Here is a 13,250-nt window from a genome sequence, read left to right on the forward strand (position 1 = left end):
TCCATCGCGAGCTCATTGCGACACTCCACCCGTTGCTTGGTCGCACGCTGCGATCCATTGAGCGCTGCTGGCCGTGTACCCGACGTTGGTCTCGATGAAGCGAATTGCGCTAGGTGCCGACCACTCGCCGTCTCCGGTCTCGGCGTCCTCGCCTGTCGAATAGGGGGAGGTGCCAACAGCATCACGCAGTACGACGACCCGGTAGTTGCGATACATGGCCTCGGTCACCGTGGTGGCCAGACAGATCCTGCTGTCGAAGCCGACGGTGATCAACGTGTAGGCGTCAAGGCTGCGCAGCAGTGAGTCGAGCTGGGTCTCGAAGAAGCCGCTGTAGAGCTGCTTCTTGATCAGATACTCGCCGGCCTGCGGAGCGACGATGTCGGAGTGGGCGAGGATCTGGTTGGGTTCACGCCAGCTCTCCAGCACGTCGATGTTGTGCACCCGCAAGGTCAGGTTGCGCCACTCGCTGCTTTCATTCAGGCCGGGGGACAGGTGATTGGTCAGGTAGACGATCGGAAGTCCCAGGCGTTTCGCGGCCTGCTTGGCCGGGACGATGTGGTTGCGAACGATGTCGCGACTCGCGATCGCCTGGTCTTGATAGAACGCGGGGAGGTCTGATCCTGCCGCATCGTCAGGCGTGGACCCGTCGAAGCCCAGCCCGTAGACGTCTACCAGGAGGAACACGGTTCGCTCTGGGTCGAGATCGAGCGTCTCCTCGGTGTGCCCGAGAGGTGATTCCACCGGGTAGGTGCGGTAATAGCGCGCTGGAAGGTGCACAGCGGGAGTTCCCATGTCTTGCCCTTTCGCTTGCCGGGAAGAGGTGGAGTCAGTGGCCGGGAAGGCGGTAGAGCCGCCGCGCAGTACCAGCGACGATGCTTTGCCGGTCGGCGGCAGGCAGGTCCGGAAGTATCTGGTCGAGGACGGTGAGCGAGTCGGCGTAGCTTCCACCGCCCGCGGTGAAGGGATAGTCCGAGCCCCACAGCAGCCGCTCGGCACCGAATGCGTCGACACAGGCCCGCACGCAGTCCCAGACATCCTGATGCGGGTATGCCACCGCCGAGAGTTCGGGCAGAGCCGAGAGCTTGACGTGCACATTGTCATGTCGGGCCAGGCAGAGCAGGGCGGTGCACGCGTTCTCGCGCGATGTCTCGGACAGGTCAGGTCGCGCCAGATGATCGATGACGATGGTCAACTCCGGGTGCCGCTCGATCCACTGGTCGGCGACCGGGAGCCAGTTGGGCGTGATCAGCAGGTTGATCGTCAGATCGAGCCGAGCCGCCGCGGAGGCCATTGGCTCGATCGACGGTTCGAACCAGCCCCGCCCCGGTGAGTTCAGCGGCGCGAAGCGAATCCCGCGCACGGGCCCCTTGCCCACCAGGGCTTCGAGCTCGTCGAGGAACGCGGGGTTGTGGTGGTCGCCGAGCACGATGCCGGCGAATCTCTCCGGGTACTCGGCGAGGCACTGCATCAGGTAGGAGTGGTCGAACCCGTAGATGCTCGGCTGGATGAGCACCGCGCGGTCCACGCCGGCCGACTCCATCTTGGCCAGCAGGTCCTCCACGGGAGCAGTGAAGGACGGCGCGTCGGGGAACAGCCCGCTGCGGGCGAAACGCCCGTCGTCCGGCAGGGAGACGTGGGCGTGGGTGTCCACGACCTCGGTGGTCATGCTGCTCCTCCGATGAATGGTTGCAAGTGGTCCAGGAACATGTCGACGTCCTCGGGAGTGTTGTACAGCGCCGGCGCGATCCGGACCCGCCCGTCACGGCCCCAGACGCCGATGCCGGCCCGCGCCAGGCCGGCGGTGATCTCTGCCTCGCGGTTGGTCTCGAAGGAAACGATCGCGCCTCTGGATGTCGGATCCTTTGGCGTGAGCGGTTCGATGCCGAGTTGGAGCAGGCCGGTCATCGCCTGGTCGACCAGGCGGGCGTTGTGTTCTGAGATGGTGTCCACGCCGATGTCCAGGACGACGGTGAGCGCGTTCTCCAGCACGTGCAGCCCGAGGTAGTTCGGCATCCCTTCCTCGAATCGTCGTGCGTCCGGCAGCAGGGTGTACCGCTCGAAGCGGTCGGCGGCGAACAGGTCGACGACACCGCGATAGCCGACGTAGGGCGGATGGATGCGCTCGGCAAGTGACGGATTGACGTAGAACGCCGCCAGGCCATGCGCACCGAGCAGCCACTTGTACGTGCCCGCACAGAGGAAGTCGGCGGCCTCGGCGGCGATCTCGACGGCTCCGGCGGCCTGCACGGCATCGACGAACAGCAGCGCGCCGTGGGCATGGGCGACCTGCGAGAGTTCTGGGAGATCGATCTTGAAACCGTTCTTGTAGCTCACCAGGCTGGCGACGACGAGGCGGGTCCGTTCGTCGATCTGCTCGGCGAACGCAGTCGGTTGGACGGCGGAGTCCTCGCTGCGGACCAGCCGCCGCTCGACTCCGCGCTCACTCAGATGCACGGCGGCGAAGGCAGTTGTCGGAAACTCGGTGTCGGCAACGACGATGTTGTCGCCGAGCTGCCAGTCGATCGACTTGATCGCGACATCCAGTCCACGAGAGGTGCTGGCCAGGAACGCGATGTCCGAAGGCGAGACGTGCAAGAGTTGTCCGACAAGCTCCCGGCAGTGGTTCTCGACCGACACCAGGGCCTCGCGGCCGGCCGCACCGAGCGACTTGCGATCGGCATAGCGGGCGAGCGCATCGCGGTGCGAGTCCATGAAGAGGCTCTCCGCCGCGGTGTTGAGGTAGGTCCCCTCCTTCGTGCCGGCGAACTGGTTTCGCACCGCCGACGGCAGGGCGACACCCGCCTGTGAGTTCGTCATCAAGATTCCTTCCGGTTCAGGGCAGGCGTTGGCCGGCTCCGCTGCAGTGCGATCTCGTCCTCGACGCGTTGCACGCAGCGGTAGATCGGCAAGACGTCGTCGATGCTCGGCAGTGCCGGCTGTTCGCCATGAATGGCCCGTACGAACGCGTGGGCCTGCGCATGCACTGCAGAGGTCAGCTGGTCGTCAGGCGATTCGTGGCCGCCCTCACCGTTGTCGCCTTGCAGTTGCCAGTCACGGACACGCAGCGTCTCCGACTGGCCGATGAGTAATACGTCGTTGACCGATGTCATGGCGTTGTAAGAGAGCGAGAGGGTTGCGAGCCGGCCGGTTCGGGTGGTGATGGTGATGGCGACATCCATCGGCGCTCCGGTCTCGGGATGGGGGCGGCCACTCGCCGCCTGCACCGCGACAGGCTCGTCGCCGAGCAGCCAGAGCGCACTGTCGATCGCATGGGTTCCGTGGTGCCAGACAAGGTGGTCGTCCCACGCACGGCGCCGGCCGGTCCAGCCGACGTTCTCGCGTCGATACATAGCCATCACGGTCGACAGGCTCAGCAGTTCGAGTTGACCGTGCTCGATGCGTCGCCGCAGTTGGACGATCGACGGCAGGAATCGTTGCGTATGGCACACCATGCAGATCAGCCGTTCGGACTCCGCCTGCACTGCGAGGACGTCGTCCAGCGACAGACCGACGGGCACTTCACAGAGCACATGCTTGCCGCCCCTCAGGGCGGCGATCGCTTGCGCCGCGTGGGCGGCGTTCGGCGATGCGATGACCACAGCGTCGATATCGGCTGCCTCGACAACGTCTTCGACCCGGTCGGTGTGACGGGCGAATCCTTGGTCGCGAGCGAACTGTCCGGCCTCGTTGAGGTCCGGTCCCATCACGGTCACCAACTGGCAGCCGACCGAGCGGAACGCCTCGGCGTGCAGCGCTCCGATGGCACCGTGCCCCAGCATGCCGATCCGCGGCACCTCCGTCCAACTCATGAAGTCACCGCTGCCGACACCGGATCGACGGATGCCACCTCGGCCGCCACGGGGGTCTCCTCTGCGAAGTGGCAGGAAGCCCGCTGCTGACCGTCGATCACGCGCAACTGCGGTTGCTCGGTGACGCACCGGTCCGGGTTCGACTTCGCCTTGCGCAGCCAGCATCGATCGCTGAAGACACAGCCGCCGGACCCCGCGAGGCCGTTGGCGACCGCATCACCGAACAGCAAGGGATGGTGAGTCGGGGTCGTCGGATCTCCGGACGGCGCCGCGGACAGCAGCATCCGGGTGTAGGGGTGGCGGGAGTTCTCCATGACCTGCCGGCGGGTACCTATTTCGACCAGCCGTCCGCGATAGAGGACTGCGATCCGATCGCTCAGGAAGTTGGCGACCCGCAGATCGTGGGTGATCATCAAGATGGTGAGGCCGAACTCCCGCCGCAACGAGACGAACAGGTTGAGCACCTGGGCCTGGATCGAGACATCGAGGGCGGAGACAGGCTCGTCGGCCACCAGAACCGATGGATCCACCGTCAGCGCGCGGGCCAGCACGATGCGCTGCCGCTGGCCACCGCTGAACTCATGGGGATACCGGTCCAGCATGGCTTCGTTGAGTCCGACCTTCTGAAGTAGCGCTCGCAGGGCCTCAGCACGCTCGGCGCCACGCGGTACGCCGCGCGCGGCCAGCCCGGCGGACAGTACGTCGCGGATCGTGCGGCGCGGGTTGAGCGAGGTGAACGGGTTCTGGAACACCATCTGGACCCGGCGCCGGAAAGTACGGCGCCGGCGCCCGCGCAAGGAGTCGACAGGGCGGCCGTCGAACTGGACCGTGCCGCTGGTTCGCCGCTCCGATCCCACCAGGATGCGGCCCAGGGTGGTCTTGCCCGATCCGCTCTCGCCGACCAGACCGAGCACCTCGCCACGACAGATCTCGAGCGACACATCGTCAAGCGCGCGCAGCCGCTCCGCGCGGCGGCGAAAGATCCGGCGGTCTGCTCCGAACTCCTTCGTGACACCCTCGAGCCGGAAGATGACGGATCGTTCGTTGTCAGTCATGACTCGCCACAGCCCCTTCCTCGGAGACGAAGTGACAGGCGGCCCAGTGGGCCGGACCGCCTTGCGCTGTCGGCACGTCCGTACTGCAGAGCTGCGGGTTGCCCAGTCGTTGACGAAGCGGGCAGCGCGGATGGAACCGACAGCCGGTAGGCCACTGATCCGGCTGCGGTATCTGACCTGGCAGCGCGCGGAGTTCGGTAGGAGGGTCTCCCCGCAAGGGCAGCAGGGCCGCGAGCAGCGCGGCGGTGTACGGGTGCTTCGGCGCCTGCAGAATCTCTTGTACCGGTCCGGATTCGACCACCTTGCCCGCGTACATCACCAGCACCCGGTCGCAGACCTCCGCTACCACCGCGAGATCGTGCGTGATCAATACGATGCTGGTGCCGTGGGTGGTGCGAGCGTCCTTGAGTAGTTCGAGAACCTGAGCCTGCACCGTGACGTCCAGGGCCGTCGTCGGCTCGTCGGCAATGATCAGTCGTGGTTCGAGCAGCATGCTCTGGGCGATGGACACCCGCTGTTGCATGCCGCCGCTGAGCTGATGAGGGAAGCTGCGCAGGCTCAGTTCCGGGCGTGGGAATCCGACCGAGCTGAGAGCTGCGACTGCTTGACGTCGCCGCTCCGCGCGGGAACCGCCGACGTGATCGCGGATCACCTCGGTCAGTTGTTCTCCCACCCGCGTGACGGGATTCATCACCGCCAGAGCGTCCTGCAAGATGAGCGAGATCTCCTGCCCACGGAGACGTTGCAGCTCATGGTCGGACAGTTCCATCAGGTCGCGTCCGCCGAACAGGATCCGTCCGCCGACGATCGACCCCGGGGACTGCACGAGTCGCAGCAGGGACATCCCGAGGGTGCTTTTGCCGCAACCGGACTCGCCGACCAGACCGACGATCTCGCCCCGTTCGACCTGCAACGACACGTCATCGACCGCATGCACGGTCGTGCTTCCCACCGCAAAGTCGATGGACAGGTTCTCGACCCGGAGGAGGTCGTCCCCATCGATCGCCGCTGGACTGTGCTGCGACTCGTTCATGCCCGTGCCCTCCGTCCGCTGTGCCGGGTCGTCCAGGACCTGGGGTCGAGAACATCGCGTAGCCCGTCGCCGAGCAGGTTCGTGCCGAGGACGGCGATGATGACGAAGACGCCGGCTCCGATGGGAAGCCACGGGGCGTCGTACAGGTATTGGCGACCCTCGATGAGCAGCGACCCCCAGGAGGGCGCCGGTGGCTGAACCCCCAGGCCGAGGAAGCCCAGGCCGGCCTCATCCATGATTCCCCAGGCCAGTGCGGTGGTGACCTGGACGACCATGACCGGCAGCACCGTCGGCAGGAGATCCTTGGCGATGACCACCGGCGCGGACAGGCCGAGTCCGCGAGAGGCCTCGACGTACGGGTGATCCCGCGCGGCGACAACCACGCCGCGGAAGACCCGCGCGAAGGTGGGGGTATAGGCCCAGGCCAACGCGATGGTGACCGACGTTCCGGACGCCCCCAGCATGGCCACAATCCCCAGTGCGAGTACGAGTGCCGGAACGGCGAGCAGGATGTCGAGCAACCGGCTCAACACCAGGTCGACCACGCCACCCGCGTACCCGGCGACGAATCCGACCAGGGTGCCGACGGCGGTGGCAAGGAGCACCGCGGACAAGGAGATGATCAGCGAGGTCCGCGCTCCCACCATGGCGCGGCTGAAGATGTCGCGGCCGAGTTCGTCGGTCCCCATCAGGTGGTTCAGGCTCGGGGACTGGAACCGGTTCGGCAGGTCGGGCAGGCTGGTGGGATAGGGCGTCCAGAACAGGCCGACCACGGCGACGACGAGAACGATCCCGACGAGGGTCGCCCCGAGGATGACCCGTCCGGTCAGCACCCGCCTGGACCTACCGGCGGACGAGCTGACGGCGGATTCGGCCGGCAGGAGAACTGTGGTGGAGGCAGTCATAGTCTGATCCGGGGGTCGAGGGCCGCGGTGATGAGTTCGGCCAGCAGATTGAGCAGGACATACAGCGCTGCGATGACGAGAATGACCGCTTGGACCATGTAGTAGTCGCGCTGGATCGCTCCCTGGATGAGGAGCCGACCGAGTCCCGGCCAGTTGAACAACTGCTCCACGATGACCTGGCCACCGAGCAGCGACCCGAGCTGCAACCCGATCACCACGACGGTCGGCGGGACCGCATTGCGAGCCGAGTAGCGGAGGAACACCGTTCTGCGGCGCAGACCTTTGGTCGGTGCGTGCCGGACGAACTGCTCATGCTGGACCTCGACTGTTGCGGCACGGGTCATTCGGGCCAGGTAGGGAGCCAGACCGATGCCCATCGCCAGCCCCGGCATGAGGCTGTCCTTGATGCTGGTCAGGGGATCGACAGCCAGCGGTACGTAGCCGCCGGCAGGCAGCCATCGCAGGTGCATGGCGAAGATCAGGATCAGCAGGGTGCCGACCCAGAACATCGGCGTGGAAAGGCCCACCAGGGTCAGCGATGACAGAGCGCGGTCCATCCAGGTGTCCTTGAACAGCGCCGCCAGGAACCCCAGCGGCCAACCCAGCGCCACCGTGAAGATGAGGCCGACGACGGTCAGTTGCAGGGTCGCGGGGATCCGGTTGACGAGGGTCGGCGTGATCTTCTGACGGGTCGTGAAGGACGTGCCCAGGTCACCATGAGCGATGAGGTTCGACAGCCAGTGCCAGTACTGCGTCAGGATCGGTTGGTCGAGACCGAACTGATGCCGCAACTGCGCGATCAACTCAGGCGTGCCACCTGGACCCAGCAGGCCGGCTACGGGATCGCCCGGTATGACCTGGATGTAGAGGAAGGTCAGTACGGACACACCCAGCAGCAATGGCACCAGCAAGGCGATCCGGTACAGCGCATATTTGAGCACGGAGTCATCACCGACATTCAAGATCTGGGCCGAGCCCCGGGTGGTCGGGCCGTTGCGTCTGCGCCGACCACCCGCAGGCCCTACTGACCGACGGTTGCGGCAATCAGGGAACGGTTGGAGCCGTCGGCGCGAGCGACGTACCCCTGCACCTTCTTCGCCAGCCCGACGACTGCGTACTGGTTTCCGGTGACGATGGCCGGCTGCTCCTCCTGCACGATCTGCTGCACCTGCGCGTACAGCTGCTTGGCCTTGTTCAGGTCCAAGGTCGCCTGCGCCTGCGCGATCAGCTTGTCGACCTGCGGGTTGCACCACTTCGCCATCAGATCGACGACCTGGCCCTTGCAGGTGAACCCCTGCTGCATCTCGTCGTCGACGGTGGCCCACTGGTTGCCGGCGTGGTACATCGCGAACTTGTTCTTGCCGGCATCGGTGTAGAAGGTCGCGGAATCGAAGGCCTGCGGCGTGATCTTGACTCCGAGCGGGGCGAGGTCCTGCTGGAGCAGTTCAGTGTTGCAGCGGGCCTGGCTCCAGTTGTTCTCATACGGCACTGTGACCGCGAGCTTCGTGCCGTCCGGAACTCCAGGTACTCCTTGGGACTGCCTCACGTCTCCTGCGAGCTTCCAGCCGGCCTTGTCCAGCAGCGCGCCGGCGGTGGTCAACCCCTGCGCCTTGGGTACGTCGTACTTGGTGAGCCCGGGAGTGAACGCCCACGATCCACTGAAGACGAGGTTCCCCGTCGCATTCGTACCGATGTCGTTCCAGCACGCTGTCTGCTTATCAGCGCGTGGCACGACATACGCGAACGCCTGTCGCACCCGGACGTCGTTGAACGGCGGCTTCGACTTGTCCAGGCCCCACATCACCAGACCCGGCGTCGGCGTCGGGTAGGAGGTCGCAACCCCCTCCTTCTGCAGGCGAATGGCGTCGTTGGGAGCCATCGGATAGGTCATATCTGCCGTGCCGGACTGGAGCGCCGCCGCAGTACCGGTCGGGTCGTTGCTGAAGGTGTAGTTGATCGTCTTGATCTTGGGATATCCCGAGCGCCAGTAGTTCGGATTGGCCTGGAGGGTGAGATTGCTCTGCGTCGTCCACTGCTCGAGCGACCACGGCCCGGAGGTGGCGGTGGGCTTGGTGAAGTACGAGGGATTGGACTCGACGGCCTTCTGCGAAAGGATCGCCGCGTTGCCGACGCGAGCCATCGCGTTCAGGAAAACCCGCGACGGCTTCTTGAGATTGATCCGGACCGTGCTCTGGTCGACCACGTCCACGCTCGTCATGTCCGCGAGCGAGGCACCGAGCGCCTGGCCCTTCACCGCCCGCTGCAGGGAGAACTTGACGTCAGTCCCAGTGATGGGCGACCCGTCGCTGAACTTCGCGGCCTTCTGCAGGACGAAGGTGTAGCTGAGGCCGTTGGCGGCTGGTGTCCACTTCTGAGCAAGCCCTGGTACGAGCTTGCCGTCCTTGTCGTAGTCCAGCAGGGTGTCGTAAACCAACTCCATGACGCGCAGCGAGGTCTGGGTGACCGCAGTGTTCGGGTCGAGCCCACTGGTCGGCTCAGCGGAGATGATGTTCAGTGCGGACCCGCTGGTCGTCGTGCCCGCACTTCCTGTACATGCCGTCAGGGCTGCCAGCAGAGCGGCCGACACCGCCGCTGCCGTGTATCGCTTCCACGATCTGGTCATCGTGCTTCCTCACTTCCGATGCTGGCCAACCCGGCGACGCTGCTGGGCGATGACTGGGGTTCAAACTCGGTGAGCTGCGACGCAGGTGCACCGTTCATCTCGAGAATTCGCCGCAACGCGCTGACGTGCTCACTGGTGGGGTCGATCAGCGGCGGCCGGACTCCGCCGACGTCAAGGCCACGCAGCCGCACCCCCGCCTTCACCAGCGACACGGCATAGCCCGGAACCTGCGAGCGCAGCGTCACGAGCGGCACGAAGAAGTCGTCGATCAGACGCTCGACGGTCGAGTGGTCACCGCCGACGAGCGCTCGGTGAAAGTCGAGCGCGATCTCGGGTGCGAAGCAGAAGACTGCGGATGAGTAGAGGTCGACGCCGATCCCGCGGTACGCCGGAGCGGTCAGCTCGGCGGTCGGCATCCCGTTGAAGAACTGGAAGGACTTCCCGCTCCCGGCCAGCGTCGATCGGATCGTGGACATGATGCGGGTGAGCAGATCGAGGTCACCCAACCCGTCCTTCAGCCCGATCACCGACGGGATCTGCGCGATCTCCGCGGCCGACTGGGGATCGAACCGTGCGGCGCCGCGGTGGTACACGATCAGCGGCAGCTCCGTCGCGCTCGCTACCGCCTTGGTGTAACGGACAAGACCCGTATGCGGCGCCTCGACCAGATACGGCGGCATCAGCAGCAGACCGTCGACGCCGTGCTGCTCGGCAACTCTGGCCTGGCCCTGAGCGGTCGCAATTGGTCCACCGGCTCCGGCGAACACCGGTACTTGGCCGGCCGTCAGCCGTACTGCGGTCTCGACCACCTGCGCATATTCCTCAACGCTCAGTGCGTGGAACTCGCCCGTGCCACAGGCCACGAACACCGCGCCCGGTCCGGAACTGAGGCCGTCCTGCAGATGCTGAGCCAGGGCGGTCAGGTTCAGGTCACCTGCTGGGGTGAAGGGAGTGACCGGAAAGAACAGCAGTCCGTTGAGCTGACGCACTTAGTCTCCTCTAGTCGATTTGTTCATGTATATGAACAGCATTCATCGACGTGTACGATTTCGTGATAACGTACGAGCCTGTTCGGGGCACTGTCAAGGAGTTCCCAGTACTCGGCGCAGATTCCGATCAGCCAGGAATACAGGCCAGAGGCCGGCGCAGAAGGTCCTAAGATCGGACAACTCGACTGCAGGGAGCCGCCCACCCCAGTCAAGAAGCTCCTCGGAGGAAGCAGATGACCAGCACGGACCCGCGATCCGCGGAGCCAGCCGGACCGGCCGCGCCGCAAGCGATGACCTCCGTCAAGTCCGCGGACCGAACCGTCGACATCCTCGAACTACTCGCCGGCAGCCCGCAGCGGCTGACTCTGAGCGAGCTTCAACGCGCGCTCGGCGTACCGAAATCAAGCCTTCACGGGCTCCTGCAGACCTTGGTGGCGCGCGGTTGGGTGGAGACCGATGAGCGGAACCTGACCTATGCGGTCGGCCTGCGTGCGCTGCGAATCGGTGCCGCCTACTTGGAGCGCGATCCCGTGATCGAAGCAGCTGGACCGCTGTTGACCCAGTTGCGGAATGAGCTCAACGAGACGGTCCACCTGGCCCGACTCGACGGCAGCGACATGGTTTACCTCGCGAGCCGGGAATCGGCGCACCACCTGCGCAGCAGTTCACGCATCGGCCGCCGGCTTCCGGCGCACGCGACTGCTCTTGGCAAGGTCCTGCTCGCCGTGCGGAGCGAGGAAGAAGTAGAGGCTCTCCTTCCTGACCGCCTCGAGGCGCTCACCCCGGACACGGTCACCGATCGCTCCAAGCTCAAGGCTGAGCTAGCCGAAGCGCGTGCTGCCGGTTTCAGCTATGAGCAGGGACAGAACACACCAGGGCTCGGCTGCTTCGCAGTCGCCGTTGCCGGACGTCAACCCGCAGTCGATTCCCTCAGCTGCTCGGTGCCGCTGATCAGGCTGGACGAAGAACATCGCCGTCAGATCGTCGCCGCGCTGGTGCAGGCAGCGGACGAGATCGGACATCTGACAAGGCGCACCGGCTGGTGAGGATCCGCGCTATCCGACGCCGGCATCGCTGGAGAACAAGGCGAAGACGTTCAGCAAGCCGATCGTGATGGGTGCTCCCGTGGTCACCGGGCCGCCTGCGTGATCCCAGGAGTCAGCGACCTGCCAGGGCGGCCGCGATCAGCGTGGCCAGGATCGACACGGTGAGCACAACTGTCGCCCACATCGCCACGGCACGGCCCCGGGTGTTGCGCCGCTTCAGCTCCGTCGGGCATAACCGGGCAGAGCAGGGGTCGAACACGGTTGCATCGATATGTCCCAAGACCCACGCGGCTCGGGCCTCTGGCGACCCACGGTCAAGCAGGAGGTCGTCGGCATCCGGTCGGCCGAACAGGCGAATGGCCCACACCAGCGGCAGCCACCTCAACGGAGTACGGGCTCGGGCTTGTTCGATTGCGGCCTGTGCCACGCAGCTTCGGGTGAAGTCGACAGCGTTGCGTACGCCGATCAGTTGGCGCTCGAGCCGCCGGCGCTCGGGCAGGGCGTGCTGCACCACGCCGTGAGCGGCGAGGATGCGCCGATCGCGGCCGAAGGTGGGCGGGAGGATCAGGTAGGCCAGCCGGACCAGCGCGGAGTAGTTCGCCAGCAGAGCCGCCTCGGCGTCGTCCGGGCTGATCGCCGGCACCCGGGACGGCATGGGCCGGGTGCGCGTGTCGGAAATCAGGGTGTCGCGGATGGTCAGGGTGTCGTGCATGACGGGCTCGCTGTTCCTCGGTCGGGACCGAACTTCCACCGCTTTCCCAACGAGCGACGAACGCTGCGGTCACACACCCAGATCCCAACGAGCGTTTGATGTTGACCGCTTCTTCCGTCCTTCTGACAGATGCTTCCGAGTAGGTCCGTCAGGTGATTCTTGGCGCTACAGAACGAAGTGAGTGCGGCATCACGGGCTGTGGTGGCGGTTATCCTCGGCCACGTGAGCAGCACTAGCGATACAGACGGGGTCCAGCCCAGCACCGATGCGGTGACCGGTCGGTGGGACGGGGTCGAGGTGCACTTCGGCGAGGAAGGTGGTCGCCTCACCTACGGCAGCTACCTGCGGCTCGGTCAACTTCTCGACCAGCAGCGGCTCGAGTCCGATCCGCCCGCGCACGACGAGTTGCTGTTCATCACGATCCACCAGGTCTACGAGCTGTGGTTCAAGCAGGTCCTGCACGAGCTGACTGCCTCCCGCGACGCCATGCTTTCGGGTCAACTCTGGCTCGCCCAGCATCTGCTCCGGCGGGTCCACACGATCGAGCGGACGCTGACGCAGCAGGTCGACATCCTGGAGACGATGACGCCGCAGGACTTCGGCGAGTTCCGTCACCGGCTGTCGCCGGCCAGCGGGTTCCAGTCCGTGCAGTTCCGGGAGATCGAGTTCCTGTCCGGGGCGAAAGATCCCTCGTTCGTGAAGCGCTTCCGCGGCCTGTCCGACCTCGAACGCGCCCGGCTGGAGCAGCGGCTGGCCGAGCCGACGCTGTGGGACGCGTTCCTCGCAGTGCTCGAGGAAGCCGGATTCTCGACCGCGTCGGAAGACGACCTCCGCAAGGCGCTGATGCAGGTGGCAGGGGATCGCGGCCGGCACACCGAGATCTGGGAACTGGCCGAAGCCCTCCTCCAACACGACGAACTGGCCGCCGCCTGGCGAGCCCGTCACGTGGTCATGGTCGAGCGCATGATCGGTACCAAACCAGGCACCGGCGGCTCCTCCGGCGCCGGCTACCTGCGCTCCCGCCTGGACCTCCGCTACTACCCCCTCCTCTGGCACCTCCGCACCACCCTCTGACGCT

13 protein-coding genes are annotated in these 13,250 nt (G+C 65.7%); 2 read left to right on the forward strand and 11 right to left on the reverse strand.

The features are described 5' to 3' along the window. Positions 1–12 precede the first annotated feature (12 nt). The 10 genes from ABD210_RS06940 to ABD210_RS06985 all read right to left on the reverse strand — a co-directional run bounded on the left by ABD210_RS06940 (position 13) and on the right by ABD210_RS06985 (position 10,414). Complete coding sequence (locus ABD210_RS06940; RefSeq protein ID WP_344109983.1) at positions 13–792, reverse strand: cysteine hydrolase family protein; 780 nt, start codon at positions 790–792, stop codon at positions 13–15. Positions 793–826: 34 nt separating this feature from the next. Then, positions 827–1,666 (reverse strand): amidohydrolase family protein, encoded by an 840-nt coding sequence (locus tag ABD210_RS06945; protein WP_344109985.1) that lies wholly within the window; start codon positions 1,664–1,666, stop codon positions 827–829. Then, a complete protein-coding gene (locus ABD210_RS06950; protein WP_344109987.1) occupies positions 1,663–2,817 on the reverse strand; it encodes an aminotransferase class V-fold PLP-dependent enzyme in 1,155 nt (384 codons plus the stop codon). The genes ABD210_RS06945 and ABD210_RS06950 overlap by 4 nt, the downstream gene beginning before the upstream one ends. Further along, positions 2,817–3,809 (reverse strand): Gfo/Idh/MocA family protein, encoded by a 993-nt coding sequence (locus tag ABD210_RS06955; protein ID WP_344109989.1) that lies wholly within the window; start codon positions 3,807–3,809, stop codon positions 2,817–2,819. The genes ABD210_RS06950 and ABD210_RS06955 overlap by 1 nt, the downstream gene beginning before the upstream one ends. Next, positions 3,806–4,864, reverse strand: coding sequence for an oligopeptide/dipeptide ABC transporter ATP-binding protein (locus ABD210_RS06960; protein ID WP_344109991.1), 1,059 nt, complete (start codon positions 4,862–4,864; stop codon positions 3,806–3,808). Before ABD210_RS06960 ends, ABD210_RS06955 begins: the two co-directional genes overlap by 4 nt. Continuing rightward, positions 4,857–5,897, reverse strand: a complete 1,041-nt coding sequence (locus tag ABD210_RS06965) for an ABC transporter ATP-binding protein (RefSeq protein WP_344109993.1) — start codon at positions 5,895–5,897, stop codon at positions 4,857–4,859. The genes ABD210_RS06960 and ABD210_RS06965 overlap by 8 nt, the downstream gene beginning before the upstream one ends. Continuing rightward, positions 5,894–6,802, reverse strand: a complete 909-nt coding sequence (locus ABD210_RS06970; RefSeq protein WP_344109995.1) for an ABC transporter permease — start codon at positions 6,800–6,802, stop codon at positions 5,894–5,896. Before ABD210_RS06970 ends, ABD210_RS06965 begins: the two co-directional genes overlap by 4 nt. Next, positions 6,799–7,743 (reverse strand): ABC transporter permease, encoded by a 945-nt coding sequence (locus tag ABD210_RS06975; protein WP_344109997.1) that lies wholly within the window; start codon positions 7,741–7,743, stop codon positions 6,799–6,801. Before ABD210_RS06975 ends, ABD210_RS06970 begins: the two co-directional genes overlap by 4 nt. Before the next feature lie 80 nt (positions 7,744–7,823). Next, positions 7,824–9,425 carry an ABC transporter substrate-binding protein gene (locus ABD210_RS06980; protein ID WP_344109999.1) on the reverse strand — a complete coding sequence of 534 codons (1,602 nt, stop codon included), beginning with the start codon at positions 9,423–9,425 and terminating at the stop codon, positions 7,824–7,826. After that, positions 9,422–10,414 (reverse strand): 5-dehydro-4-deoxyglucarate dehydratase, encoded by a 993-nt coding sequence (locus ABD210_RS06985; protein WP_344110001.1) that lies wholly within the window; start codon positions 10,412–10,414, stop codon positions 9,422–9,424. The genes ABD210_RS06980 and ABD210_RS06985 overlap by 4 nt, the downstream gene beginning before the upstream one ends. Positions 10,415–10,647: 233 nt before the next feature. On the opposite strand from ABD210_RS06985, the gene ABD210_RS06990 reads away from it, so the two are divergent. Further along, the gene (locus ABD210_RS06990) at positions 10,648–11,460 is read left to right on the forward strand and encodes an IclR family transcriptional regulator (protein WP_344110004.1); all 813 of its coding nucleotides are present in this window, start codon (positions 10,648–10,650) and stop codon (positions 11,458–11,460) included. Positions 11,461–11,572: 112 nt separating this feature from the next. Here ABD210_RS06990 and ABD210_RS06995 read toward each other — a convergent pair whose 3' ends face one another. Further along, the gene (locus ABD210_RS06995; protein ID WP_344110006.1) at positions 11,573–12,172 is read right to left on the reverse strand and encodes a hypothetical protein; all 600 of its coding nucleotides are present in this window, start codon (positions 12,170–12,172) and stop codon (positions 11,573–11,575) included. Between the two features lie 222 nt (positions 12,173–12,394). Here ABD210_RS06995 and ABD210_RS07000 point away from each other — a divergent pair, with 222 nt between their 5' ends. Then, positions 12,395–13,246, forward strand: coding sequence for a tryptophan 2,3-dioxygenase (locus ABD210_RS07000; protein ID WP_344110008.1), 852 nt, complete (start codon positions 12,395–12,397; stop codon positions 13,244–13,246). Positions 13,247–13,250 lie beyond the last annotated feature (4 nt).

The organism is Kribbella alba (assembly GCF_039529635.1).
In the GTDB taxonomy this organism is placed as follows: Bacteria; Actinomycetota; Actinomycetes; order Propionibacteriales; family Kribbellaceae; genus Kribbella; species Kribbella alba.

Excerpts from the sequence above, each read along its gene's own strand:
- ABD210_RS06980 (WP_344109999.1), bottom strand. The coding sequence starts at position 9,425 with ATGACCAGATCGTGGAAGCGATACACGGCAGCGGCGGTGTCGGCCGCT.
- ABD210_RS06965 (WP_344109993.1), bottom strand. The coding sequence starts at position 5,897 with ATGAACGAGTCGCAGCACAGTCCAGCGGCGATCGATGGGGACGACCTC.
- ABD210_RS06950 (WP_344109987.1), bottom strand. The coding sequence starts at position 2,817 with ATGACGAACTCACAGGCGGGTGTCGCCCTGCCGTCGGCGGTGCGAAAC.
- ABD210_RS06995 (WP_344110006.1), bottom strand. The coding sequence starts at position 12,172 with ATGCACGACACCCTGACCATCCGCGACACCCTGATTTCCGACACGCGC.
- ABD210_RS06970 (WP_344109995.1), bottom strand. The coding sequence starts at position 6,802 with ATGACTGCCTCCACCACAGTTCTCCTGCCGGCCGAATCCGCCGTCAGC.
- ABD210_RS06990 (WP_344110004.1), top strand. The coding sequence starts at position 10,648 with ATGACCAGCACGGACCCGCGATCCGCGGAGCCAGCCGGACCGGCCGCG.
- ABD210_RS06955 (WP_344109989.1), bottom strand. The coding sequence starts at position 3,809 with ATGAGTTGGACGGAGGTGCCGCGGATCGGCATGCTGGGGCACGGTGCC.
- ABD210_RS06940 (WP_344109983.1), bottom strand. The coding sequence starts at position 792 with ATGGGAACTCCCGCTGTGCACCTTCCAGCGCGCTATTACCGCACCTAC.
- ABD210_RS06960 (WP_344109991.1), bottom strand. The coding sequence starts at position 4,864 with ATGACTGACAACGAACGATCCGTCATCTTCCGGCTCGAGGGTGTCACG.
- ABD210_RS06945 (WP_344109985.1), bottom strand. The coding sequence starts at position 1,666 with ATGACCACCGAGGTCGTGGACACCCACGCCCACGTCTCCCTGCCGGAC.